Source organism: Marinobacter salarius, from assembly GCF_032922745.1.
In the GTDB taxonomy this organism is placed as follows: domain Bacteria; phylum Pseudomonadota; class Gammaproteobacteria; order Pseudomonadales; family Oleiphilaceae; genus Marinobacter.
Genome location: NZ_CP136693.1, coordinates 2,510,510 through 2,533,970 on the forward strand (window position 1 = coordinate 2,510,510; position 23,461 = coordinate 2,533,970).

Genomic DNA, 23,461 nt, shown 5'->3' on the forward strand with positions numbered 1-23,461 from the left:
AGGTGATGAGGGGATGAGAATATCGTGAGAATGTAGCGGAGGGAGACGATCATGCCGCAACGGATGTCCGACATAATGGCGGCCCGGGCTCATCGGACGTTTGTAGGGCGCGATACAGAGCTTGGCGCCCTGGAAACCATGTTGATGCCAAAGGGGCCGAGGGTGTTACACGTTCACGGTATCGCCGGCATTGGTAAGTCCGCGTTGCTGGCGCGTTTCGCAACGATCGCCCGGGCCGGGGGAGCAACGGTTATCCTGCTTGATTGTCGCCATGTGGAGCCTACTGAGCAGGGTGTGCTCGGAGCGCTCGCGGAGGCCATTGGTGACACAGGATTGAGTGTTGGGGACATCGCTGATCGGCTGGGAGAGCTGGGCGGCGCTGTTGTATTGGCCTTCGATACCTTTGAAGTGTTCCGGCTTCTGGATACCTGGTTGAGGCAGGTGTTCATTCCGCTATTGCCCGAAAACGTAAGAGTGGTTCTGGTGGGGCGCCAGCCGCCTACCTCAGCCTGGTACGCGAGCCCGGGATGGGGGTGGTTAATGCGGGCTGTTCCGGTTTCCTCGTTGACCGACAAAGAGGCGGAGAACTTCCTGCAGGGCCTGGGCCTGGAGCAGGCGGACATATCCCTGATCGCCCGCTGTACTCATGGCCATCCGTTGGCGTTGAAGCTCGCTGTAGCAGCAGTGAGGGAGGCCTCGCCGGAGCAATGGCCCACAGGTGCGCCTTTACAGCGCGCCCTTGACGAACTCACACAGATTTTTCTTGAGGATGTCGGCGATGAGATTACCAGGCGGGTGCTTGAAGGGGTGGCCGTCGTCCGTCGGGTAACCCTGTCGCTGCTGCAAGCGCTGTTTCCGGACGTGCCGCCCCAGGATGCCTGGGATAGGCTGCGTCGCTTGCCCATTGTGGTTGGCGCCAGCGATGGTCTGTTGATCCACGATGCGGTGCGAGAGGCCATTGCGCGTTCCCTGCACGCGAGTGATCCGGCGCGCTATCTTGAATACCGCCGTACAGCCTGGCGGCAATTGGCGACAGAGGCGGGCGTTGCCGGTGGCGGTGATCTCTGGCGCTACACCGCCGACATGCTGTTCATGATTGAAAACCCAGTGGTGCGGGAAGCGTTCTTCCCGAGTGGCTCCCCCACGTTCGCCGTAGAGCCGGCCCAGACGAATGATGGACCTGCGCTGGAGGATATTACCCGTACCTGGGAGGGAAGTGAGGCCGCCGGAGCTTTGATGGCGTGGTGGCGCCGTTTGCCCCAGGCATTCTCATCGGTCCGGGATGGTGATGGTCGCATTGTAGGTTTCTACGGCAAGCTCCGCTCGGACGAGCTCCAGCCGGCCTGGCTGTTGGACGATCCGGTCGCTGACCAGTGGTATTCCCATCTCAAACAACACCCCATGCCCCGGGATGCCATTGCCCTGTTTTGCCGGCGCTGGTTGAGCATTGATGACGGAGACTCTCCGGGTGACGTACAGGCAGCAGTTTGGCTGGATCTGAAGCGGGCCTACATGGAGCTCAGGCCCAGACTTCGCCGTGTTTACCTGACGGTTCGGGATATAGGTGCCTACGCAGCGGTCGCCCGACGGTTGGGCTTTGACGTGCTGGAAGATTACGCCGTTGTGCTGGATGGCCAACGCTATCATTCTGCCGTGCTCGATTTTGGCCCTGCCTCGGTGGACGGCTGGCTGGCGGATCTCGCGGCTGCAGAGCTTGGCGTTCGGCGCGCGAACGAACTGTTGGACCTGGAGGCCCGGGAACTGGTGCTTGAAACGGGTAGGGTGGCTCTGACGCCACTGGAATTCGGTGTCATGCGTTACCTGAATGCTCGTGAGGGCAAGGCCGTGTCGCGCAGTGAACTGTTGCAGGATGTGTGGGGGACGCGATACGAGGGTGGCAGCAACGTGGTTGACGCGGTGGTTCGCACCTTGCGCAAGAAACTGGGGGATCAGGCTGCCCGGGTCGAAACCGTGTCCGGCGTGGGGTATCGGCTACGGCCCGGTGGGCAGACTAGCGCAGCCAGTTCCTGAGCTTGATCACCAGAAGTTCTGCGTCGGTCAGTGCCTGTCGGCGTTGTAGCAGTTGCGCCAACACAGCCGGTCGGTCGGTAATGATATTATCCACCCCCATGTCGATAAAACGTGACATCGCCTGCGGCGTATTGACCGTCCAGACATGGAGTTCGTTGCCAGCACGGTGGGTGCGCGCCACCGTAGCGGGAGTGACACGGTTCTGTCGCAGGCCCAGTATGTCAAAGTGTTGCTCCCATAGCGGACCAACGATGAATTGTGCCAGCAGGCTGGTTTTCAGCGAAGGCTCCAGTTGTCGCGCTTCGGCCAGGACCCGCCATTCGGCGGCCGCAATCACCGTGTTCTCCACGGCATCCATGCGCTGCAGCATATGGACCACCTCCCTGGTCAGGTCGGGCGTCTCCGGAGCGGGCTTCAGATCGAGGTATAGATGGGCTTGTCCTCTGGTGGTTTCAATGACCTGTTCCAGGGTGGCGATTCGCTCATCGCTGAACGCAGGGCCGAACCACGAACCAGCGTCCCGGGCACGGGCCTCTTCCAGGGTGATATCGGAGATCCTGGCGTTCAGGCCGAAGACACGTCGCATGTCGGTATCGTGCCAAAGCACCGGCACGCCGTCCGCGGTCATGCGGATATCCACTTCAACGTAGTCGGCGCCATCCTCAATGGCTTGTCTTATGGCGCTCATGGTGTTTTCCGGCGCCTTGAAAGCACTGCCACGATGGGCAGTGATGGAAACATCGTCCCGGTGGTCGAAGGATTGCAGGACAAACCAGGCCTGGGTAGCGGCCAGGATGATGATTAAAAGCTCTGCTGACCACGCCAGTGGTGAGGCCCGCCGGGGCAGGGTTTGGGTAGTGCTGTGACGGTGGTGACCTGTCGCCTGCCTGTAAACGCTGTATATCAGCATGCTGTAGGCCGCCATGCCAGCAAAGGCGGCGGTGAGGGTGAACAGGATATAGAGCGCGATCAGGCCCAGGGTGACGGGCATCAGCACGCCCATCCGCTCCGGCAGATTCGTTAAGATCTCGCCTCCCACTGCCTGGAACAACCATGTAACCAAGATGGGAATCAGCGCCAGGCCGACCAGGCCTGCGATGATTGCGCCCATCACAGGCAGTCGCTGGCCGTGGACATAGCGGCTACTCTGTCTGAGAGCGTCGCGCGCACCTCTGCGGTCCAGCAGGAGCAGGGGGACCGACAGGACCCAGCGCAGGTAAAGCCAGCCATTACAGACGGCGATTCCGAGCGCTGCGACACCAGATATGCCCAGGAACCACCAGACTTCGGGGGGCCGTTCCAGCTTCAGATAGTAGATGTCGTGGGGTGCGATCAGCCACTGGTAGCTCACCACTATGGCCAGCAGGAGAGGCGCAGCGATCAGTGCATGGCCGCCCAATTGCAGCAGGGTGAGGGTGAGTAGTTGTTTGAAACGTCGCGCAAGAGCCCACAGCGTCGCAATGGCTATCCGGTATTCGCCGCCTCCGCCGGAGGCGGCAATCCAGGTCATGCCCGCCTGTTGCAGGATTACCAGGAGGGCGGTCAGGGTCGCCGTTGCGCTAATCCATAGTAAGCCGCCAGGGGACACCACAAACTGCACCAGCCCGCCAGTGCTGATGGCGGCGTGACCGGTTATCGGCCGAAGCGCTGTCAGGGCGCTGGAAAAGAGCGGTGCAATGGCGGCCAGAACGAGGCCGGTGAAAAACAGGTAAAAGACCAACAGCGCCCTGCGATGAACGTGCAGGAATGCCAGGGTGTGCAGTGCAAGAATCTTCATTCAGGTAGCCGTTCCCATGTCGAAGTTTCAAGCTCAGGGGTCCTCTGCGGGCTTCATGAGGGCTGCCCTGTTGAACAATGCCGTGCGCTCATCGAACGTCAGGAATGGTTCGGCATTCGTCGCCTCAAGCGTGCCAAACAGCCGCTCCGGATTAAAGCGCCAAGTGGTGCAGTCGGTCATCAGTTCGCTGCAGCTCAGGAGCTGCCCCGACTCCCTCAGGAAATACTTGAGCCCGGTGTAGGTGTCCGCCAACAGCAGGTCGCGTTGCTGTTTCGGTTGCTTGACCATCAGGCTCCGGCCAATCATGTCGCCGGCCTCTGTCCCGAGCCCCGTTGCATCCAGGATGGTGGGTGGAATATCGATTTGCGCCACGATCTGGTCGCGATTGGCGTAGTCTTCGAGTGAATCGCTGTCCGGAGGACGTATCGCCAGAACACCAACGTTGCTGTTCAGAGGCACGGATTCATGATCCTTGCGAATGAATCCGCCGGACTCATCTGATGTGATAATGACTAAAGTGTCGTCAAGAATGCCGTCGGACGCCAGGTCGTCAAGAAACTGATTCAAGGCATCTTCCATGGTTCTCATGGCCTTCTTGCGCGCCTCCTGGGGCTCTGGAGTGATGTCCTCGGCGCTCAATTCATCATCCGGTGGTTGTTGCTCCGGCTCTTTTCCGATTTTAAACGGGTGGTGGGTACCCACGTTCAGCAGGGTGACCATCCACGGGCCGGGCTTCCTATCAAGCTGTCGCAGGCGCTTTGCAACGTTGCTGAAATAGATCGGATCAGGTGGCCCCCAACCTTCCACTTCTTCTTCGGGGCCGTTGAAGATCTTTGCGCCGGTGACGTCGATAAAACCGGCCTGCGGCATGAACTCACCCTTTTGCATATAATCCAACGGTGCGGCTTGCCAATAGGCCGTATGGTAGCCATGGTCCTTCAGGTGTTTGGGCATGCAGTCCACCACAACGCGGCCTTCAGCTACATCAACCATTTTCCGCGATTGCCGGCGGAAGTCCGGGTATTCGCCACACAGGATGGCAAAGGTGCCGCGATCTGTCTGGCGCTCCATGCTCAGCGAATTCCGGTAGATACGAAATCCATGACGGCGCAGGTTTTCTTCAAGGTTGGCCAGGGTAACGGTTGGGTCGAGATCGTGATAGCGGCTCAGGCTTGGGAAATAGCCGCCGGACATACCCTCAATCATGACCAGCAGCACGTTGGGGTGGTCCCTCACAATGGGGGCGGCAACCTGGTGACGAAAAAAGCTCGCCGTCTGCAGGGTTTTCAGGGCTTTTTCAGACCCGTTGAGGTCCTCGTCTTCCGTGGATAGTGTTGGGGCGAGTGGCCCGATGATCGCCCCTGGTATCTGGGCGAAAAAGCTGGCGACAACGTTGTTTGCGGGCGTTGTAAGGCTCTGGAACGACACGCCATAGACCGCGGCCACGAGCACCGCAACCACCACCTGCCCGGTCCTGCCCGCCGGCAGTGCTTCGGTGTCGATACGACGGTGCTGCCAATGAAGAATCCAGGCAAGGGAAAGGTAGACGGGAAGCCAAAGCGCGTGAATGTTGATCAGGCTGCCAGTCACAAAGGTCGGATCAACGCCCTTGCCAATCAGTGACAGCTGGAACAGGGTTCCGTGAACGGTAAGGTGCATGCCGGCAACAAACGTTGCGCATCCCAGGACCACGACCAGAATAACCCTGGAAATGCCTCTGGTGATGCACAGCAAAACAGCGAGAACAAACGCACCGGCCAGGTCGCCGGCAATCATTGCCAGAGGATCGGGAACGACACCGCTTTGCAGCACATAGCTCGCCCTGACAACAACCAGCCAGCAGAAAGCCAAAACCAGTGTCTGGCGGAAATGTCTGGCCATGAGCCCAGAGAAAAATGTCATAGTGTGGTCCGGTATCGAGCGGCGGTTGAGGTCGTCAGCTTTGGCGTGAAAGGCCGGGCGCCAAACAAACAGGTTATCGCTACCGGCTGGAGGCTGGCAATGTCGCGGAACGTTTATGAATCACTGGTAATCGGATGGCTGATCATTTTTACCCTGTCAGGGTGCTCCGATGAAAAGGATCCCCCGCCTGCGGGAGCAGAATCGACAAGCGTGCAGGACCCAAGCGCACCTACGATTACGCTAAGTGACGCTGAACTCGACTGGGTAGGGCAGCAGATTTTTCGAAATGAATGTTCTGCGAAGAAAGCCTGCCTTGTGCACTGGAACAAAGGGGAAGCCTTTCCGTCGCTCGGTATCGGGCATTTTATCTGGTATCCGTCGGCAGTGGAGGGGCGGTTCGTAGAAAGCTTTCCCGCACTGATTCGGTACATGGCCAAGCGTGATGCACCATTGCCCCGCTGGCTTGCACGGCTGGATCCATTTGACGCGCCATGGCCCGACAGGGCCGCTTTTCTCGAGGTGGCTGATTTTGCCCGTGTTGTCGAACTGAGGGAGTTTCTGCTGACGACCCGGGATCTCCAGGCCGGCTTTATTGTCCAGCGGGCCAGTAGCTCCCTGTTACGCATCATACAGGTAGCTCCTGACGCCCAACGAGCACGTGTGAAGCGGCACCTTGAGGAACTGGTCAGCACGTCCGGCGGGGTTTATGCCGTCATTGACTACGTGAACTTCAAGGGGGAGGGGCTGTCCGCCACGGAGCAATACAACGGTGAAGGATGGGGGTTGTTACAGGTCCTTCTTGCCATGAAAGGCGATGACCGGCCGACCCTTGACCAATTCCGAAGCGCAGCCGCTGAAGTATTGACCCGTCGGGCCGGGAACGCCGACGCTCCGATCGAACGAGAGCGCTGGCTGGCGGGCTGGCTCAGTCGTTTGGAAAGCTATCGGGAGCCGGATCATACTTTGGTCGCACCAAAATAATTCCTGAAAACTGGTTCAATTCGCGAACGCCTTCTACTTTATAGGGAAGTGGTTGAGAAATTGCCTGCCCTATGGTCTGTCAGCGCGTGCTGATGTGAGGCATTCGCTGCACAAAGTTGTGGCCCGTAGAGGTTGAAGACGGTATTCGAGGCTGCTTGCTTGATAAAACAAATACTATAAATCAACACGTTGGTATATCTGGCTCGTAAATTGCTCATATTCAGTGCACCTCTAACCAACGGAATTTTGGAGATAAAATAATGAAGAACGCCAAGTCGATTGCCGTCGGCGCAGCTATGCTGTGTGGAGTTTTTACCGCTTCGGTTGCCAGTGCGGCTACGACGCTTGAAAGCGTCAAGGAAAAAGGGCATTTGCAGTGTGGTGTAACAAGTGGTCTTCCGGGGTTTTCACAGCCGGACGACAAAGGTAACTGGACCGGTATAGACGTCGACACCTGTCGTGCCGTAGCCGCTGCGATTTTTGGGGACGCCAAGGCGGTTGAATTCACGCCTTTGACCGCGAAAGAGCGTTTTACCGCACTCCAGTCGGGTGAAATAGACATGCTGTCCCGTAATACCACCTGGACACTTACCCGGGATGCGTCGCTGGGTCTCAACTTCGCCGGTGTTAACTACTACGACGGTCAGGGCTTTCTGGTGAACAAGGGCATTGGCGTGGACGATGCCACCCAACTGGACGGTGCGACTGTCTGTATCCAGGCCGGTACAACCACCGAGCTCAACCTGTCGGACTACTTCCGCGCCAAGGGCATGGAATACAAGCCCATTGTGTTTGACACTTCTGAACAGACGGTCCAGGGCTTTGCGTCCGGTCGTTGTGACGTGCTGACCTCAGACCGTTCACAGCTTGCGGCACTTCGCTCCAAACTGTCCGATCCCGATTCCGCCAAGATCCTTCCCAACACCATCTCCAAGGAGCCTCTTGGACCGGTTGTGCGCCAGGGGGATGACCAGTGGTTCAACATCGTGAAGTGGGTATTGTCTGTGCAAATCAACGCGGAAGAGCTGGGTGTTGCCAGCGACAATGTTGATGACATGATGAAGTCTGACAACCCGAGTATCCAGCGCCTACTGGGCACTGACGGTGATATGGGGGCCAAACTGGGGCTGCCAGCTGACTTTGGTGCCAAGGCCATCAAACAGGTTGGTAACTATGGCGAGATGTACGATCGTAACGTAGGCCCGGACACTCCGCTTGGCCTGGATCGGGGCATCAATGCCCTGTGGACTGAAGGCGGTGTTATGTACGCGCCTCCGGTACGTTAATACCTGAAAGCACCCAGTGGGCGCGCTCCTGATGGAGCCGCCCACCGACATCTGTGATTCGTTTCGTCGCGGGCTAGCTTTCCGGGAACATGCATGAAAAAACAAACCTTTGATTCCAAACCTGCGGGGCCAAAGCCCTGGTACGACCCGCGGGTTCGCGCTATTTTTTTCCAGGTAGTTGCCATTGCCCTCGTCTTCTGGGGTGGCTGGGTTCTTATCGACAATACGCTTTCCAATATGGAAAGCCGTGGCATAAGCACCGGTTTCGGGTTCCTTGATGAATCAGCCGGGTTCGGCATCATCATGAGCCTGGTCCCCTACGACGCCACCATGTCGTACGGTCGAACCTTTTGGGTCGGCCTGACCAATACCCTTCTGGTATCGGCAATGGGTGTGGTGACCGCCACTATCCTCGGTTTCATCATCGGTGTCGCCAGGCTTTCAAGCAACTGGCTGGTTGCCAAAGTCTCACTGGCGTACATCGAAGTGATCCGCAACATCCCTCTGCTGCTGCAGATTTTCTTCTGGTACTTTGCGGTGCTCAGTAGCCTGCCTTCACCGCGACAAAGCGTGGACGTCGGCGGCGCCTTTTTCCTCAACAACCGTGGCCTGTATGTGCCGGAGCCGGTGACTCAGGATGGCTTTGGCCTGGTGTGGGGAGGCATTCTCGCGGCCATTGCAACGGTCATTGGCATTCGTATATGGGCCAAGAAGCGCCAACTGGCGACCGGAGCGATTTTCCCGACGTTCAAGGTGGGCGTGGGAATTCTAGTTCTGGTTCCGATAATGTCGTACCTCCTCGCCGGTCAGCCCCTGGAATGGGATTTTCCAGCGCTGAAGGGCTTCAATTTCGGTGGTGGCATTTCCATCATTCCGGAACTGGCGGCGCTATGGATTGCCTTGTCCCTGTACACCGCCAGCTTCATCGCGGAAATTGTGCGGTCTGGCATCCTCTCGGTCAGCAAGGGGCAGACTGAGGCATCGAAGGCACTGGGCCTTCCGAATGGTCTTACGCTCAGGTTGGTGGTGATTCCCCAGGCGATGCGGGTGATTATCCCGCCGTTGACGAGCCAATATCTTAACCTGGTGAAGAACTCCTCACTCGCCACGGCCATCGGTTACCCCGATCTGGTCGCGGTGTTCATGGGAACCACGCTGAACCAGACCGGCCAGGCCGTGGAAGTTGTGGCCATTACCATGGCTGTTTATCTCACCATCAGCCTGTTGATCTCCCTGTTTATGAATATCTATAACCGGGCTGTAGCGATTAAGGAGCGATGATGGCTGAGTCAACCATGAAGGCGCCGAAAAAACGCATTGATCCTGTCCGGTGGGCGCGGGAGAACCTGTTTTCAAGCTGGCACAACACGATTCTGACCCTGTTGGTGGGCTACCTGATCGTGACCAGCGTGGGTCCCTTGCTCAATTGGGTATTGCTGGATGCGAACTTCCAGGGCAGTGACCCGAGTGACTGTACCGGAGCGGGGGCCTGCTGGCTGTTTATCAATCAGCGGCTTAATTTCTTTATCTACGGGTTCTACCCCGAGGAATTCCAGTGGCGCGTGGACATTATGTTCGGCCTGCTGGCACTGTCTTTCGCGCCTCAGTTCATTGAACGCTTTCCGGGCCGTAAATGGCTGGGGTTGTTCGGACTGACCGGGCTGCCGATTGTCGGCTACTTCCTGGTTCCGGGTGGCGTATTTGGCCTGGAGGAGGTTCAGAGTTCGAAGTGGGGTGGGCTGATGTTGACGCTGATTCTGGCGTATATCGGCATCATTGCCTCGCTGCCGATTGGCACCTTGCTGGCACTGGGACGTCGCTCCGAGATGCCGATCATCCGTGGGCTTTGTGTGGTTTTCATCGAAGTGTGGCGAGCAGTTCCGTTAATCACGGTACTGTTCATGGCCTCGGTGATGCTGCCGTTGTTCCTACCGGAAGGTATGAACTTCGAGAAGCTGGCGCGCGCGCTCATCGGCATCACGCTCTGGCAGTCCGCCTATATGGCGGAGGTCATTCGTGGCGGCCTGCAGGCCATTCCCCGTGGACAGTACGAAGCCGCCAGTGCGCTGGGCCTTGGGTACTGGAAGAAAACGGGACTGATCATCCTGCCCCAGGCGCTCAAGCTCGTTATTCCTGGCATCGTTAACACGTTTATCTCGTTGTTCAAGGACACAACGCTGGTGCTGATTATCGGGCTGTTCGATATTCTCGGCACCGTTCAATCGACGGTTACGGACCCCGCCTGGCAGAACGTGGCTGTGGAGGGGTATGTCTTTGTGGCGTTCTGTTTCTGGGTGTTTTGCTTCGGCATCTCCCGATACAGCCAGAACCTTGAACGCAAACTCGATACCGGTCACAGAACCTGATGGGTAAACCAATGACAGAACAAACGCAAACTCCTGAAACACAATCGTCACCGTCCTCAGACGTTGGCAAGTCCGACATTATTCGGGTGGAGGGCATGCACAAGTGGTACGGCGATTTCCACGTGTTGCAGGACCTCAACCTGACAGTCCGCCACGGTGAGCGGATCGTTATATGTGGCCCATCCGGTTCGGGTAAATCCACGTTCATTCGCTGCATTAACCGATTGGAAGAGCATCAGCAGGGCAAGATCATTGTCGACGACGTGGAACTGACGGACGATGTGCGCCAGATCGACAGCGTCCGGCGAGAGGTTGGCATGGTGTTTCAGCATTTCAACCTGTTCCCGCATTTGACGGTGCTCGAGAACTGCTGCCTGTCACCGATCTGGGTGCGGAAAACGCCGCGCAAGGAAGCCGAGGCCACGGCGATGGAATACCTGGAGCGGGTAAAGATCCCGGACCAGGCCAACAAATTTCCAGGCCAGCTTTCCGGCGGTCAGCAACAGCGGGTGGCTATCGCCAGGGCGCTGTGTATGAAGCCGAAAATCATGCTGTTTGACGAGCCGACGTCCGCGCTGGACCCTGAGATGATCAAGGAGGTGCTGGACGTCATGATTGAACTGGCCGGTAGCGGCATGACCATGTTGTGCGTCACCCATGAAATGGGCTTCGCCAAGACGGTGGCTGACCGGGTGATCTTCATGGACGGCGGTGAAATCGTTGAAGAGGCGCCGCCTCACGATTTCTTCAACAACCCGCAGGAACCCAGAACCCAGAAGTTCCTGAAGCAGATCCTGCAACACTGAACGGCCTGCAACACCGAACGGAAGGAGCCGGGCATCGCCCGGCTCTTTTACAGGGGGTGTTTGGTAAGAACCGGTTCCTTATCCGGCTCTACCTCCAGCCACCAGACGTTCTCGTCCCAGTCTCCCAGCACAATCCGCTTTGCCGGCTTACCGCCTGCCTCCAGCTCGTGAACCGCCGGACGGTGGGTATGGCCGTGGATCAGGCGTTGCACCCCGTGCGCCTCCATTTCCTTCACCACCTCATCCTCGGTGACGTCCATAATGAACTCTTCCTTGCCCTGGTTCTTGGCCATGCTGATTTCCCGTAATTGACGGGCCATCTGCTGACGTTCGGCCAGGGGTCGTTGGAGGATCATCTGCTGCCATTGCGGGTTGCGCATGTTGGCACGAAACTTCTGGTACTCCACATCCGCGGTACACAGACTGTCACCGTGCATCAGCAGGGTGGGCGTGCCGTAAAGGTCCACCACCGTCGGGTCGTCCAGCAAGGTGGCACCGATTCGGTTGCAGTACTCCTCGCCAATCAAAAAGTCCCGGTTTCCGTGCATCAGGAACAACCTGGTGCCCGAGTCGCTGACCGCGCGCAGTGCCGTCGCAATCTGCTCCTGCAGGGGCGTTCGTTCGTCATCGCCAATCCAGGCTTCGAAAAAATCGCCGAGAATGTAGAGTTGCTCCACCCCTCGGGCCTTTTCTTCAAGAAATCCCAGAAATGCAGTGGTGATGTCGGGGCGAGACTCTTCCAGGTGTAAATCTGAGATGAACAGCGTGGTCACGCCGCGCCTCCATCCCCTGTGATCTCGGCTTTCTCGATCACCACGTCCTCAGCTGGCACATCCTGATGGCCTGAGCGCATAGTGGTACGCACAGCGCGAATGGCGTTTACTGTTTCCATGCCTTCCACAACCTTACCGAAAACGCAGTAGCCCCAGCCTTCGGCGTTTTCCGCAGTGTGATCAAGGAAGCCGTTGTTCTCGACGTTGATGAAGAACTGCGCCGTGGCGGAGTGCGGGTCCATGGTTCGGGCCATGGCAACGGTACCCTGCATATTGCTGAGGCCGTTGTTGGCTTCGTTTTGAATGGGCTCGCGGGTCTTTCGCGGGGTCATGCCCGGTTCAAAGCCGCCACCCTGAACCATGAAGTTGCTGATGACACGGTGGAAAATCAGCCCGTCATAGAAGCCGTCACGAACGTACTGTTCGAAGTTTTTGGCGGTCTCGGGGGCATTGTCGTAATCCAGTTCCAGAGTGATGTCACCGTGGGAGGTTTTCAGCAGAATCATCAGGGTTTCCTGTTCAAGTAGGTATTAAAAGCAACGTGGCTGTTATTGTACTGAAGAGTTTGTACGCGTGCATGAGTTAGGCAATGATTTGTGAGTATAATACGCGGTTTCAGATACACACCCTACGATTGAGATTGTATGAGCGCCGAGTCCAAGAAAGCCCATAACTTCATCCAGAGCCTGATCGAAGACGCCGTTGCCAAAGGCGAACACACGGGTAAGGTTGTGACCCGTTTTCCGCCCGAGCCGAACGGTTATCTGCACATCGGCCACGCCAAATCCATTTGCCTGAATTTCGGCATTGCGGAAACCTTTGACGGCGAATGCACGTTGCGGTTTGATGATACTAATCCGGAAAAGGAATCCCAGGAGTACATTGATTCCATCAAGAAGGATGTTCATTGGCTGGGTTGTGAATGGAGCGGAGAGGTTCGCTACGCTTCGGACTATTTTGACGCCATTTACGACTTCGCCGTTGAGCTGATTGAAAAGGGCAAAGCCTATGTGTGCGCGCTGACTGCCGATCAGATGGCCGAGTACCGCGGCACGCTTAAAGAGCCGGGCCAGAACAGCCCCTATCGTGACCGTCCGGTAGAAGAAAACCTTCAGCTGTTCCGCGATATGCGCGCCGGTAAGTATCAGAACGGTGAGCTGGTGTTGCGCGCCAAAATCGATATGACCTCCCCGAACATCAATCTGCGGGACCCGATTCTGTACCGGATTCGCTACGCCGACCATCACCAGACTGGCGATAAATGGTGCATCTATCCGATGTACGACTTCACCCACCCGATTTCCGACGCCATGGAGGGGATTACCCATTCCCTGTGCACCCTGGAATTCGAGGATCATCGCCCGTTGTATGACTGGGTGCTGGACAACATCTCCGCTCCCTGCCAGCCACGGCAGATCGAATTTGCCCGGCTGAACCTCAATTACACCATCACCAGCAAGCGCAAACTCAAGCGTTTGGTGGATGAAGGCTTTGTGGATAGCTGGAATGACCCACGCATGCCCACCATCTCCGGCATGCGCCGCCGTGGTTATACCCCGGAGTCCATCCGTACCTTCTGCGACATGATTGGTGTCAACAAGGCCGGCGGCACCGTGGATATGGGGATGCTCGAGCACGCCATCCGTGAAGACCTGAACACCCGTTCGCCCCGCGCCATGTGTGTAATGCGGCCGTTGAAGGTGACACTGACCAATTACCCGGAAGACAAGACCGAAACCCTGGTGTTGCCGGTTCACCCCCAGAACCCGGACATGGGCGAGCGTGAAGTGACCTGGAGCCAGACTCTGTACATCGACAGGGAAGACTTCGCGGAAGAACCGCCCCGTAAATGGAAGCGTCTTGCTCCGGATCAGGCGGTGCGTCTGCGTGGCGGATACGTCATGACCTGCCGTGAGGTTATCCGTGACGACAGCGGTGAGATTGTTGAACTGAAATGTGAATACGATCCAAATACCCTGGGCGTTAACCCCGAAGGCTACAAACCGAACGGTGTCGTTCATTGGGTGTCGGCCACTGACAGCGTTGAGACGGATATCAATCAATACGACCGCCTGTTCAACCATGAGTCGCCGGACAGTGATAAAGAGACTGACTTTGTGGACCTGATCAACCCGGAATCTCTGGTGGTCCTCAAAGGCGCCAGAGTAGAGAAGAGCTTGGCCCAGCCCCGTACTGATTTGCCATATCAGTTCGAGCGTGAGGGGTATTTTTTCTGCGATCAGGAACTGACTGCGGCAGCAGGACGTCCGGTCTTCAACCGCACAGTGACCCTCCGGGATTCGTGGGGCAAGGGCAAGTAAGTTCGGTGATACATTTATTCAAACTTTTAACGAGCGTAGCGTGATTAGAATCTACAACACCCTTAGTCAGCAGAAGGAAGAGTTCAAACCGATAGAGCCGGGAAAGGTTCGCATGTACGTCTGTGGCATGACGGTGTATGACTACTGTCATCTGGGCCATGCGCGGGTGTTGGTGGCGTTTGATGTGATCACGCGGTACTTGCGTCACAGCGGCTACGATGTCCATTACGTGCGCAACATTACCGACATCGACGACAAAATCCTGCGCCGGGCCGACGAGAATGGCGAAGTTTATAGTGACCTCACCAAGCGCATGATCAAGGCTATGCACGAGGATGAGGCCAAGCTGGGTGTCCTGTCGCCTACCGAAGAGCCGTGCGCGACCGATTACATTAATGACATTGTGGCCATGATCCACAAGCTCGTTTCAAGCGGTCATGCCTATGCCGCTGGCAACGGCGACGTCTATTTCTCCGTCGAGTCGTATTCCGACTACGGCAAGCTCAGCAAGAAAAAGCTTGAGGATCTGGTGGCCGGTGCCCGCGTAGACGTGCAGGAGGCCAAGCGAAGCCCAGCGGATTTTGTACTTTGGAAAGCCGCCAAAGAGGGTGAGGTAAGTTGGCCTTCACCTTGGGGTGACGGCCGGCCGGGCTGGCATATCGAATGCTCTGCCATGTCCAATCGCTGTCTCGGCGAGACCTTCGACATCCACGGCGGTGGGCCGGATTTGTTATTCCCGCACCATGAGAACGAAATTGCCCAGTCCGAGTGCGCCAATGGCCACACATTCGTAAACACCTGGATGCACGCCGGCGCTATTCGGGTGAACAAGGAGAAAATGTCCAAGTCCCTGGGCAATTTCTTTACCATCCGTGAGATCTTTGAGAAGTATGCGCCGGAGGTGGTGCGTTACTTCCTGGTGTCCAGTCATTACCGCAGTCAGGTGGATTACTCGGAAGACAATCTCGCGGAAGCAGGGCGTACGCTCACCCGGCTCTATCATGCCCTGCGTGGTCTGGTACCGGCCAAAAACGTGGCGGAAACGGTACACGACCAGCGCTTTGCTGAGGCCATGAATGACGACTTCAACACCGCAGGAGCCATTGCGGTTCTTCATGCCGTCGCTAATGAAATCAACCTGGACCGCAGGGAAGGGCGCGACGAAAAGGCTAACCAGCAAGCGGCGGTGCTTGTAAGGCTCGGTGGTGTTCTGGGTTTGTTGCAGCAGGACCCGGAAGCCTACTTTCAGGCCGATACTGGCGGCGAGCTCAGTGCAGACGACATTGAGGCGATGATCCAGGCCCGTGCCGATGCGCGAAAGCAGAAAGATTTCGCCGAGGCGGACCGTATAAGGGATGAGTTGGCCGATAAAGGCATTATTCTGGATGACAGTCGCGAAGGCACCAGTTGGCGCAGAGGATGATGTCAACCAAAGGTCGTGTTGTTGGCGCGGGAATGACCTTGTAGGGAAATTCCCGTACAATACCGCCCTCGAATTATAACGGCCCTGGCGGGTAAATCCGTAAAAAGGGCAGGGAATACAGTAACCCACTGAGGCAAACAACGATGACTGAACGCGTACAAGTCGGCGACCTCCAGGTCGCAAAGAACCTGTTCGATTTCGTTAATAACGAAGCAATTCCGGGCACGGGTGTCGACGCTGACAAATTCTGGGCCGAGTTCGACAAGATTGCTCACGAATTGGCTCCCCGTAATAAAGAGCTGCTCGCCAAGCGCGACGACATCCAGGAGAAAATGGACACCTGGAATCGTGACCACAAGGGCCAGAAGCTCGACATGGCCAAGTACAAGTCCTTCCTGAAGGATATCGGCTACCTGGCTGATGAGCCCGGCGACTTCAAGATCTCCACCTCAAACGTGGATCCCGAAGTGGCCACCATGGCTGGTCCCCAGCTTGTGGTTCCGGTGATGAACGCCCGTTTTGCGCTGAACGCTGCCAACGCCCGTTGGGGTAGCCTTTACGACGCACTGTACGGCACCGATGCGATCTCCGAGGAAAACGGCGCCGAAAAAGGCCGTGGCTACAACCCGGTTCGAGGTGCCAAGGTCATTGAATTTGCGCGCAACCTTCTGGACAGTTCCGCTCCGCTGGCTTCTGGCAGCCATAAAAACGCAGCCCAGTATCTGGTTGAGGGTGGCAAGCTGGTGGTCAAGTTGCAGAACGGTGAGTCTACTGGTCTGAAAGACGAGTCCGGCTTTGTGGGTTACACCGGCGCCGCCGATGCACCTACTGGCGTACTGTTGGTCAAGAATGGCATGCACTTCGAGATTCAAATCGATGCCAGCCACCCGATCGGAAAGGATGACGGGGCACATGTAAAAGATGTGCTGATGGAGTCAGCTCTGACCACCATCATGGACTGTGAGGATTCTGTCGCTGCCGTAGATGCGGATGATAAGGCTCTGGCCTACCGCAACTGGTTGGGCCTGATGAAGGGCGATCTGGAAGAAACCTTCGAGAAAAGCGGCCTGCAAACCACCCGCACAATGCACGATGATCGTGCCTACACCAAGCCGGAAGGCGGAGAGCTGGTGCTGAAAGGCCGCAGCTTGATGTTTGTGCGTAACGTAGGTCACCTGATGACCAACCCGGCCATCCTGCTGAAAGACGGCAGTGAAGTGCCTGAGGGGCTGATGGACGGTCTGATGACCTCGCTGATTGCGATTCACGACCTCAAGAGCACGGGCAAGCTTCAGAACAGCACTGCTGGCTCGGTTTACATCGTCAAGCCGAAGATGCACGGTCCTGAAGAAGTGGCGTTTACCAATGAATTTTTCGGTCGCGTTGAAGATGCGCTTGGCCTGCCGGCTTTCACCCTGAAAGTTGGCATTATGGACGAAGAGCGACGCACCACCGTTAACCTCAAGTCCTGCATCCATGCCGCCAGGGAGCGTGCCGTGTTCATCAATACCGGCTTCCTTGACCGCACCGGCGACGAGATCCATACCTCCATGGAATTGGGGCCGTTTATCCGCAAGGGGCCGATGAAGCAGGCTGCCTGGATCCAGGCCTACGAGCAATGGAACGTGGACGTCGGGCTGGAAACCGGTTTCCGTGGTGTTGCCCAGATTGGTAAAGGTATGTGGGCCATGCCGGACCTGATGGCGGGCATGCTGGAAGCCAAGATTGGTCACCCGAAAGCCGGCGCCAATACCGCATGGGTTCCGTCACCAACAGCGGCTACGCTGCATGCCACCCATTACCATCAGGTGAGCGTTGCGGATATCCAGCAAGAGCTGGAAAGCCGCACCCGTGCCAACCTGGATGACATCCTGACCGTGCCCGTGATGGACGATCCGAAATCCTTGTCGGCAGAAGAAATCCAGCAGGAGCTGGACAACAATGCCCAGGGTATCCTCGGCTATGTGGTGCGCTGGATCGACAGCGGTGTCGGCTGCTCCAAGGTTCCCGATATCAACGACGTGGGCCTGATGGAAGACCGTGCAACCCTGCGCATTGCTTCGCAGTTGCTGACCAACTGGCTTTACCACGGCATCTGCACCGAAGAGCAGATCAATGAAACCATGAGGCGCATGGCCGCGGTGGTTGATCGCCAGAACCAGAACGACCCGTCCTACCGCGACATGGCGCCGGAGTTTGAGGGCAGCATTGCCTTCCAGGCTGCCATGGATCTGGTTCTCAAGGGCCGCGAACAGCCAAATGGCTACACGGAGCCGCTTTTGCATGCCTATCGTCTGAAGGCGAAAGAGAAGTACGGTCAGTAATCAGGGCCGGCGATAAAAAAACCCCGCGAATGCGGGGTTTTTTGTGGGGTTAGATCAATCCCTGTGTAACTCGTTCGCTGCATAGAGCGTGTTCTGTAGTAGCGTGGCAATGGTCATGGGCCCGACGCCACCTGGAACCGGGGTGATGTACGCAGCCCGCTCCGAAGCCGCTGCGAAATCCACATCCCCGCTCAGCTTACCGTCTTCCATTCGATTGATGCCCACATCAATGACGGTTGCACCGGGCTTGACCCACTCGCCTTTGATCAGTCCTGGTTTTCCGACCGCGGCAATCAGAATGTCCGCTTCCCGCACAAATTTCTCAAGGTCGTCGGTAAACCGGTGGCATATCGTCACTGTGGCGCCTTTGAGTAGCAGTTCCATCGTCATGGGGCGGCCGACGATATTGGAGGCGCCCACGATTACGGCGTGTTGGCCCTTGTAAGGGGTGTCTACGCTGTCCAGTAGGGTGATGACGCCTGCGGGTGTGCAGGGTCTCAGAGCTGGCTTGCGCTGCATCAGGCGGCCGATGTTGTAGGGGTGGAAGCCGTCCACGTCCTTGTCTGGGCGAATCTTTACCAGAATGGGGTCTGCATCCATATGGTCGGGCAGGGGGAGTTGCACCAGGATGCCGTCCACATCAGGATTCTCGTTGAGCTCGTCAACCAATGCCTCCAGGGCTTCCTGTGACGTGTCTTCCGGAAGGTCGTAGGAGAGCGACATGATGCCCGCCTCATCACAGGCCCTGCGTTTATTGCCTACGTATACGTGCGAGGCCGGGTCATTCCCTACCAGTACCACAGCCAGCCCAGGAGCACGAAGCCCCTGTTGCCTTCGGGCTTCAGTTCCTGCCGCAACTTGTTGTCGAACAGCAGCGGCGATATCTTTTCCGTTGATCAGTTTGGCGCTCATGTCTTTGTCTTGTCGGTTGTGCGAAAATAAAGGCGCAGCATTGTCTCATGCTTGGGCTCCGTCGCCAATCAATGGGCGAAAACCCCAATTGCGTGTTGACGGACCGGTTCGGCGCCGGTAATATGCGCGCCAACTTTGCTGAGGTATCTGTTGTTCAGTTGAGACGGGGTATAGCGCAGTCTGGTAGCGCGCCTGCTTTGGGAGCAGGATGTCGGGAGTTCGAATCTCTCTACCCCGACCACTTTCTGGTCAGTCCAGGATATTGAACAGTCAGGTGGGCGAACGGTTTATGCGCTCGTAGCTCAGCTGGATAGAGCATCGGCCTTCTAAGCCGGTGGTCGCAGGTTCGAGTCCTGCCGGGCGCGCCATACCGCAGACGGTTTGATCCGTCCCGGAGACACCGAATCAGCAAAGTTTACCTGAAGTGCCTGTTGGGGTCTGCCCGGCGGTAGTCTGGATGTGGTGGACGTAGCTCAGTTGGTAGAGCTCAGGATTGTGACTCCTGCGGTCGAGGGTTCGAACCCCTTCGTCCACCCCACTTTCCTGCTTGCAGTGATCAATGGCTCTTTTAGGTTAAGAATTCCGATTTTTTTGCCTCGGTGGTGGAATTGGTAGACACGATAGGTTTAGGTCCTGTTGCCGCAAGGCGTGGGGGTTCAAGTCCCTCCCGAGGTACCAAATCAAAAACCCTCTCAGATAGTCTGAGGGGGTTTTTTTTATGGGTTATAAAAAGTGGTTGGAAAGTGATTCCCGTCGCATTGGAGTGCGCAACCCCCTTTCTTTTTATAGTTTAGTCCCCAAATCTCATTTCAGATGATAGGACGGTGAGGTTGCGTTCCCTGAAACTGCCTGTAACTGGTGGATTCTCTCGGCACGGCAAACCGTGATAAACTACCCGCTTTTAAATTTACGTCCTTTTCAGGGAATTCGTCCTGAAATCGATTTTAGCTTTTATTTTCATTCACATACCGAACCTGTAATTTGAGGATCTTCCATGCAAGTGTCTGTTGAAACGACCTCCAACATCGAACGTCGGATGACAATCGGTGTGCCCGCCCAGGAAATCGACCAGGCGGTTCAGAAACGCCTGCAGGAAACCGCTCGCACGGTAAAGATGAACGGTTTCCGCCCGGGCAAGGTGCCCATGCGTGTGGTGAAGCGTCGTTTTGGTGACAGTGTCCGTCAGGAGATTGTCGGCGAGGTTATGCGCGACAACTACATCAAGGCACTGCAGGAGCAGGACATCAATCCGGCGGGGTGGCCGAAGTTCGAGCCGAAAACCATGGAAGAGGGCAAGGACCTCGAGTTCGTTGCCATTTTCGAAGTATTGCCGGAAGTGGAGCTGGGTGACTTCAGCAAGATCTCCGTGGAAAAGCCGAAAGCCGAGATTGCCGATAAAGACGTCGACACCATGATCGACAACCTGCGTCGCCAGCAGGCCACCATGAAGTCGGTCAAGCGCAAGTCCAAGAACAAGGACGTGGTGCTGATTGATTTTAAAGGCACTGTTGATGGTGAAGAGTTCGAGGGCGGTGCTGCCGAGAACCATAAGCTGACCCTTGGCTCCGGCCAGATGATCCCCGGTTTCGAGAAGGGCATCGTTGGCGGCAAAGCCGGTGAAGAGCTTGAGATCGAAGTGACCTTCCCGGAGGACTACCAGAACGAAGAGCTGGCGGGCAAGCCGGCTAAATTCGACATCAAGATTCACGAGGTTCAGGAGCCGCAGCTTCCGGAGCTGGATGCTGAATTCTTCAAGAAATTTGGTATCGACGCTGAAGACGAAGCCACGTTCCGTGAAGAAGTGCAGAAGAACATGGAGCGTGAGCTCAAGCAGGCGGTCTCCAACAAGGTCAAGAATGACGTGGTTGAAGGGCTTCTTGAAAGCACCGAGCTTGAAGTGCCCGCGTCCCTCGTGGATCAGGAGATCGATCGCCTGCGCCAGGACGCCGTACAGCGGTTCGGCGGCCAGGTAGACTTCCAGCAGTTGCCCAAGGAAATCTTCGACGAGCAGGCCCGCCGTCGTGTGAAAACAGGCCTTCTGTTCCAGGAAGTGGTCAAGCAGAATGACCTTAAGGCAGATGCTGCTAAAGTGGATGAAAAGATCCAGGAAATTGCGTCAACGTATGAACAACCTGAAGAGGTTGTGGCGCATTTCAACAGCAGCCCGGAGCAGAAGCAGCAGATCGAGTCGTCTGTTCTTGAGGATGCGGTTGTTGATCTGATTCTTGGCCAGGCCAAGGTCAAGGAGAAGAAGCTTAAGTACGAAGAGGCTATCCAGGCCGGTCAGCAGCAGCGTTAAAGATGTCCGGGCCATGACAGATTGGCCCTGGCATGCCTGGGAAGTAGAACAGCCGGTACGTCCGGCTGTTTTCATCTTGGCCCGGTGCTGGCACAGTAATAGCTAATACAGTAGCGATAAGAAAAACGAGGCGTAGCTGATTTATAAGCGGTGGCGAAAAAACGCCACTCCATTGTCCAGAAGGAGTTCACGCGCATCATGACGCAGACACCAATTGATGGTCCCGCAATGGTTACCAATTCCGGCCTGGTACCAATCGTTATCGAGCAGACCGCACGAGGCGAACGTTCTTTTGACATCTTTTCCCGTCTGTTAAAAGAGCGGGTAATCTTCCTGGTGGGCCCGGTTGAAGACCATATGGCCAACCTGATTGTGGCTCAGTTGCTGTTCCTGGAGTCCGAGAACCCGGACAAGGACATTCATCTGTACATCAACAGCCCGGGCGGCTCCGTTACTGCGGGTATGTCTATCTACGACACCATGCAGTTCATCAAGCCCGACGTGGCCACGCTGTGTGTGGGTCAAGCTGCCAGCATGGGCGCGTTCCTGCTGGCGGGCGGTGCAGAGGGCAAGCGTGCCTGCCTGCCGAATTCGCGGGTGATGATTCATCAGCCGTTAGGCGGTTACCAGGGTCAGGCAACGGATATTGAGATCCACACACGTGAGATTCTGAAGATCCGCCACACCCTGAATTCCATCCTGGCTCATCACACCGGTCAGAAGCTGGACACCATCGCCAAGGATACGGACCGTGATAATTTCATGGATCCTCAGCAGGCGAAGGACTACGGGCTGATTGATTCTATACTTGATAAGCGTGTACCGAATAAATAATACTGAAGGTAATCGCAACATTCCCTGCTGGCGTATTGAGGTGAGTGCGCCGGCAAACCAAGCTCAGAGGTATTTCAATGGCAGATGAAAGAAACGGCAGGGGCGACGATAACGGCAAGTTGCTGTACTGCTCGTTTTGTGGAAAGAGCCAGCATGAAGTCCGTAAGCTCATTGCAGGGCCCTCGGTGTTCATCTGCGACGAGTGCGTCGATCTGTGCAACGATATTATCCGGGAGGAAATCCAGGAAAATGCACAGGAAGAGGCCAGTGATCGTCTTCCGACACCCGCTGAAATCCGCGACACGCTGAATGAATACGTGATCGGCCAGGACCGGGCCAAGGTGGTGCTATCCGTAGCGGTTTATAACCACTACAAGCGCCTTCGTTATGGTGAGGGCAAAGCCGAGGTAGAACTTGGCAAGAGTAATATTCTGCTGATCGGCCCGACGGGTAGTGGTAAAACCCTGCTTGCGGAAACGCTGGCTCGAATGCTGAATGTTCCCTTCACCATTGCCGATGCGACCACATTGACCGAAGCCGGCTACGTCGGTGAGGACGTCGAGAACATCATCCAGAAGCTTCTGCAGAAATGCGATTATGATGTCGACAAGGCCCAGCGAGGCATCGTGTACATCGACGAAATTGACAAAATTTCCCGCAAGTCTGACAACCCGTCCATTACCCGGGACGTTTCCGGGGAAGGCGTTCAGCAGGCCCTGCTCAAGCTGATTGAGGGAACCGTGGCGTCGGTTCCTCCCCAGGGTGGCCGCAAACACCCACAGCAGGAATTCCTGCAGGTGGACACCGGCAACATGCTGTTTATCTGCGGCGGCGCCTTTGCCGGCCTGGATAAGGTGATCCAGGAGCGCTCAGAGCGCAGCAGTATCGGTTTCTCTGCGCTGGTGAAGAGTCCGGACGACACCAAGAACACGGGCGATATCATAAAGGATGTCGAAACCGAGGACTTGGTCAAGTATGGCCTGATCCCTGAGTTTGTCGGTCGTCTGCCGGTTGTGGCAACTCTGACGGAACTGGATGAAGAAGCGCTTGTCCAGATACTGACTGAGCCCAAGAACGCTCTGACCAAACAGTACCAGAAGCTGTTTGACATGGAAGGCGTGGAACTGGACTTTCGAGAAGACGCGCTGCGGGCTGTCGCTCGCAAGGCCATGGAGCGCAAAACGGGCGCCCGTGGTCTTCGTTCCATCATGGAGGCGACATTGCTGGATACCATGTATCAGATACCGTCTGAGCATGACGTCTCGAAGGTGGTTATCGATGAGAGCGTCATCAGCGGCCAATCCGAGCCCTTCAAAATTTATGCGAGCAGCGACCACGCCAAGGCGGTGCCGGAAGATTGATTCTCCGGTTAGTCGGCGTTTAAAAAGGGCGGAAACGCCCTTTTTTTATGCCTGCACCGGGTCGG

General features: G+C 56.6%; 17 protein-coding genes and 4 tRNA genes. 16 read left to right on the top strand and 5 right to left on the bottom strand.

Annotation, left to right across the window (positions count from 1 at the left end; translation table 11 throughout):
- Positions 1-51 precede the first annotated feature (51 nt).
- Positions 52-2,031 (top strand): winged helix-turn-helix domain-containing protein, encoded by a 1,980-nt coding sequence (locus tag R1T46_RS11620; RefSeq protein ID WP_317305460.1) that lies wholly within the window; start codon positions 52-54, stop codon positions 2,029-2,031.
- Here the strand turns inward: R1T46_RS11620 and R1T46_RS11625 are convergent.
- Complete coding sequence (locus R1T46_RS11625) at positions 2,012-3,808, bottom strand: glycerophosphodiester phosphodiesterase family protein (RefSeq protein ID WP_317305461.1); 1,797 nt, start codon at positions 3,806-3,808, stop codon at positions 2,012-2,014. The genes R1T46_RS11620 and R1T46_RS11625 overlap by 20 nt on opposite strands.
- Positions 3,809-3,841: 33 nt before the next feature.
- A complete protein-coding gene (locus R1T46_RS11630) occupies positions 3,842-5,710 on the bottom strand; it encodes an LTA synthase family protein (protein ID WP_317305462.1) in 1,869 nt (622 codons plus the stop codon).
- A gap of 99 nt (positions 5,711-5,809) precedes the next feature.
- Between R1T46_RS11630 and R1T46_RS11635 the strand changes: the two genes are divergently transcribed.
- The 5 genes from R1T46_RS11635 to R1T46_RS11655 all read left to right on the top strand — a co-directional run bounded on the left by R1T46_RS11635 (position 5,810) and on the right by R1T46_RS11655 (position 11,149).
- On the top strand, positions 5,810-6,691 hold the full coding sequence (locus R1T46_RS11635) for a hypothetical protein (protein WP_317305463.1): 882 nt from the start codon (positions 5,810-5,812) through the stop codon (positions 6,689-6,691).
- 260 nt (positions 6,692-6,951) lie between these two features.
- Positions 6,952-7,977, top strand: coding sequence for an amino acid ABC transporter substrate-binding protein (locus R1T46_RS11640; RefSeq protein ID WP_407070128.1), 1,026 nt, complete (start codon positions 6,952-6,954; stop codon positions 7,975-7,977).
- 93 nt (positions 7,978-8,070) lie between these two features.
- Positions 8,071-9,258 (top strand): amino acid ABC transporter permease, encoded by a 1,188-nt coding sequence (locus R1T46_RS11645; RefSeq protein ID WP_317305464.1) that lies wholly within the window; start codon positions 8,071-8,073, stop codon positions 9,256-9,258.
- On the top strand, positions 9,258-10,343 hold the full coding sequence (locus R1T46_RS11650) for an amino acid ABC transporter permease (protein WP_091641431.1): 1,086 nt from the start codon (positions 9,258-9,260) through the stop codon (positions 10,341-10,343). The genes R1T46_RS11645 and R1T46_RS11650 overlap by 1 nt, the downstream gene beginning before the upstream one ends.
- Positions 10,344-10,438: 95 nt before the next feature.
- Positions 10,439-11,149, top strand: a complete 711-nt coding sequence (locus R1T46_RS11655) for an amino acid ABC transporter ATP-binding protein (RefSeq protein ID WP_087149016.1) — start codon at positions 10,439-10,441, stop codon at positions 11,147-11,149.
- A 47-nt stretch (positions 11,150-11,196) separates the two neighbouring features.
- Here the strand turns inward: R1T46_RS11655 and R1T46_RS11660 are convergent, their stop codons facing one another.
- The gene (locus R1T46_RS11660; RefSeq protein WP_085680119.1) at positions 11,197-11,922 is read right to left on the bottom strand and encodes a UDP-2,3-diacylglucosamine diphosphatase; all 726 of its coding nucleotides are present in this window, start codon (positions 11,920-11,922) and stop codon (positions 11,197-11,199) included.
- Positions 11,919-12,428 carry a peptidylprolyl isomerase gene (locus R1T46_RS11665; protein ID WP_085680121.1) on the bottom strand — a complete coding sequence of 170 codons (510 nt, stop codon included), beginning with the start codon at positions 12,426-12,428 and terminating at the stop codon, positions 11,919-11,921. The genes R1T46_RS11660 and R1T46_RS11665 overlap by 4 nt, the downstream gene beginning before the upstream one ends.
- Positions 12,429-12,566: 138 nt before the next feature.
- On the opposite strand from R1T46_RS11665, the gene R1T46_RS11670 reads away from it, so the two are divergent.
- From R1T46_RS11670 to R1T46_RS11680, 3 genes are all read left to right on the top strand, one after another.
- The gene (locus R1T46_RS11670; protein WP_085680123.1) at positions 12,567-14,243 is read left to right on the top strand and encodes a glutamine--tRNA ligase/YqeY domain fusion protein; all 1,677 of its coding nucleotides are present in this window, start codon (positions 12,567-12,569) and stop codon (positions 14,241-14,243) included.
- 40 nt (positions 14,244-14,283) lie between these two features.
- Positions 14,284-15,666 carry a cysteine--tRNA ligase gene (gene cysS, locus R1T46_RS11675; protein WP_317305466.1) on the top strand — a complete coding sequence of 461 codons (1,383 nt, stop codon included), beginning with the start codon at positions 14,284-14,286 and terminating at the stop codon, positions 15,664-15,666.
- A 143-nt stretch (positions 15,667-15,809) separates the two neighbouring features.
- Positions 15,810-17,990, top strand: a complete 2,181-nt coding sequence (locus R1T46_RS11680) for a malate synthase G (RefSeq protein ID WP_317305467.1) — start codon at positions 15,810-15,812, stop codon at positions 17,988-17,990.
- A gap of 54 nt (positions 17,991-18,044) precedes the next feature.
- On the opposite strand, the gene folD is transcribed toward R1T46_RS11680, so the two are convergent.
- Positions 18,045-18,902, bottom strand: coding sequence for a bifunctional methylenetetrahydrofolate dehydrogenase/methenyltetrahydrofolate cyclohydrolase FolD (gene folD / locus R1T46_RS11685; protein WP_317305468.1), 858 nt, complete (start codon positions 18,900-18,902; stop codon positions 18,045-18,047).
- A gap of 164 nt (positions 18,903-19,066) precedes the next feature.
- Between folD and R1T46_RS11690 the strand changes: the two genes are divergently transcribed.
- From R1T46_RS11690 to clpX, 7 genes are all read left to right on the top strand, one after another.
- A tRNA-Pro gene (locus tag R1T46_RS11690) sits at positions 19,067-19,143 on the top strand.
- A gap of 50 nt (positions 19,144-19,193) precedes the next feature.
- Positions 19,194-19,270: transfer RNA gene (locus R1T46_RS11695), tRNA-Arg, on the top strand.
- Positions 19,271-19,364: 94 nt separating this feature from the next.
- Positions 19,365-19,440: transfer RNA gene (locus tag R1T46_RS11700), tRNA-His, on the top strand.
- A gap of 55 nt (positions 19,441-19,495) precedes the next feature.
- Positions 19,496-19,580: transfer RNA gene (locus tag R1T46_RS11705), tRNA-Leu, on the top strand.
- Between the two features lie 316 nt (positions 19,581-19,896).
- Positions 19,897-21,201 (top strand): trigger factor, encoded by a 1,305-nt coding sequence (tig, locus tag R1T46_RS11710; protein ID WP_317305469.1) that lies wholly within the window; start codon positions 19,897-19,899, stop codon positions 21,199-21,201.
- A 198-nt stretch (positions 21,202-21,399) separates the two neighbouring features.
- Positions 21,400-22,035, top strand: coding sequence for an ATP-dependent Clp endopeptidase proteolytic subunit ClpP (gene clpP, locus R1T46_RS11715; protein WP_036205091.1), 636 nt, complete (start codon positions 21,400-21,402; stop codon positions 22,033-22,035).
- A gap of 77 nt (positions 22,036-22,112) precedes the next feature.
- Positions 22,113-23,396, top strand: coding sequence for an ATP-dependent Clp protease ATP-binding subunit ClpX (gene clpX, locus R1T46_RS11720; protein ID WP_007154039.1), 1,284 nt, complete (start codon positions 22,113-22,115; stop codon positions 23,394-23,396).
- The last annotated feature ends 65 nt before the right edge of the window (positions 23,397-23,461 follow it).

Excerpts from the sequence above, each read along its gene's own strand:
- R1T46_RS11620 (WP_317305460.1), top strand. The coding sequence starts at position 52 with ATGCCGCAACGGATGTCCGACATAATGGCGGCCCGGGCTCATCGGACG.
- R1T46_RS11625 (WP_317305461.1), bottom strand. The coding sequence starts at position 3,808 with ATGAAGATTCTTGCACTGCACACCCTGGCATTCCTGCACGTTCATCGC.
- R1T46_RS11630 (WP_317305462.1), bottom strand. The coding sequence starts at position 5,710 with ATGACATTTTTCTCTGGGCTCATGGCCAGACATTTCCGCCAGACACTG.
- R1T46_RS11635 (WP_317305463.1), top strand. The coding sequence starts at position 5,810 with ATGTCGCGGAACGTTTATGAATCACTGGTAATCGGATGGCTGATCATT.
- R1T46_RS11640 (WP_407070128.1), top strand. The coding sequence starts at position 6,952 with ATGAAGAACGCCAAGTCGATTGCCGTCGGCGCAGCTATGCTGTGTGGA.
- R1T46_RS11645 (WP_317305464.1), top strand. The coding sequence starts at position 8,071 with ATGAAAAAACAAACCTTTGATTCCAAACCTGCGGGGCCAAAGCCCTGG.
- R1T46_RS11650 (WP_091641431.1), top strand. The coding sequence starts at position 9,258 with ATGGCTGAGTCAACCATGAAGGCGCCGAAAAAACGCATTGATCCTGTC.
- R1T46_RS11655 (WP_087149016.1), top strand. The coding sequence starts at position 10,439 with ATGCACAAGTGGTACGGCGATTTCCACGTGTTGCAGGACCTCAACCTG.
- R1T46_RS11665 (WP_085680121.1), bottom strand. The coding sequence starts at position 12,428 with ATGATTCTGCTGAAAACCTCCCACGGTGACATCACTCTGGAACTGGAT.
- R1T46_RS11670 (WP_085680123.1), top strand. The coding sequence starts at position 12,567 with ATGAGCGCCGAGTCCAAGAAAGCCCATAACTTCATCCAGAGCCTGATC.
- R1T46_RS11680 (WP_317305467.1), top strand. The coding sequence starts at position 15,810 with ATGACTGAACGCGTACAAGTCGGCGACCTCCAGGTCGCAAAGAACCTG.
- folD (WP_317305468.1), bottom strand. The coding sequence starts at position 18,902 with ATGAGCGCCAAACTGATCAACGGAAAAGATATCGCCGCTGCTGTTCGA.
- tig (WP_317305469.1), top strand. The coding sequence starts at position 19,897 with ATGCAAGTGTCTGTTGAAACGACCTCCAACATCGAACGTCGGATGACA.
- clpP (WP_036205091.1), top strand. The coding sequence starts at position 21,400 with ATGACGCAGACACCAATTGATGGTCCCGCAATGGTTACCAATTCCGGC.
- clpX (WP_007154039.1), top strand. The coding sequence starts at position 22,113 with ATGGCAGATGAAAGAAACGGCAGGGGCGACGATAACGGCAAGTTGCTG.